The organism is Vibrio sp. T20 (genome assembly GCF_007858795.1).
Taxonomy (GTDB): domain Bacteria; phylum Pseudomonadota; class Gammaproteobacteria; order Enterobacterales; family Vibrionaceae; genus Vibrio; species Vibrio satsumensis.
The window spans coordinates 1-1,177 of the sequence record NZ_VFEB01000253.1; the positions used below are offsets into that span (position 1 = coordinate 1).

Genomic DNA, 1,177 nt, shown 5'->3' on the forward strand with positions numbered 1-1,177 from the left:
TGTCTAAAGAAAAATTTGAACGTACGAAACCGCACGTAAACGTTGGTACTATCGGCCACGTTGACCACGGTAAAACAACTCTAACTGCTGCTATCTGTACTACTCTTGCAAAAGTATACGGCGGTGTTGCTAAAGATTTCGCATCTATCGATAACGCTCCAGAAGAGCGTGAGCGCGGTATCACAATCGCAACTTCTCACGTTGAGTACGACACTCCAGCACGTCACTACGCACACGTAGACTGTCCAGGACACGCGGATTATGTTAAAAACATGATCACTGGTGCTGCACAAATGGACGGCGGTATCCTAGTTGTTGCTGCGACTGACGGCCCTATGCCTCAAACTCGTGAGCACATCCTACTTGGTCGTCAAGTTGGTATCCCTTACATCATCGTATTCATGAACAAATGTGACATGGTTGATGACGAAGAGCTACTTGAGCTAGTTGAGATGGAAGTTCGTGAACTTCTTTCTGAATACGACTTCCCAGGTGATGACCTACCAGTTATCCAAGGTTCTGCACTTGGCGCACTAAACGGCGAGAAGCAGTGGGAAGACAAGATCGTTGAGCTTGCAGAAGCACTAGATTCTTACATCCCTGAGCCAGAGCGTGCAGTTGACCAACCGTTCCTACTACCAATTGAAGATGTATTCTCAATCCAAGGTCGTGGTACTGTTGTAACTGGTCGTATCGAGCGCGGTATCCTACGTGTAGGTGACGAAGTAGAAATCGTTGGTATCAAAGAGACTACTCTTACTACTTGTACTGGTGTTGAAATGTTCCGTAAACTGCTTGACGAAGGTCGTGCAGGTGAGAACGTTGGTGCACTTCTACGTGGTACTAAGCGTGATGACGTTGAACGTGGTCAAGTACTTTCTGCGAAAGGTTCTATCAACCCACACACTAAGTTTGAGTCTGAAGTATACGTACTTTCTAAAGACGAAGGCGGCCGTCACACTCCTTTCTTCAAAGGTTACCGTCCACAGTTCTACTTCCGTACAACTGACGTAACAGGCGACATCACTCTACCAGAAGGCGTAGAAATGGTAATGCCAGGTGACAACGTTCAAATGACTGTTGAGCTAATCGCTCCAATCGCAATGGACGAAGGTCTACGTTTCGCAATCCGCGAAGGTGGCCGTACAGTTGGTGCTGGTGTTGTAGCTAAAATCTT

1 protein-coding gene is annotated in these 1,177 nt (G+C 47.0%); it reads left to right on the forward strand.

The genetic code is table 11. The features are described from left to right. Positions 1-1,177: elongation factor Tu (gene tuf / locus FTW16_RS23555; protein WP_016783752.1), on the forward strand; the 1,177-nt coding region annotated here is incomplete at both ends.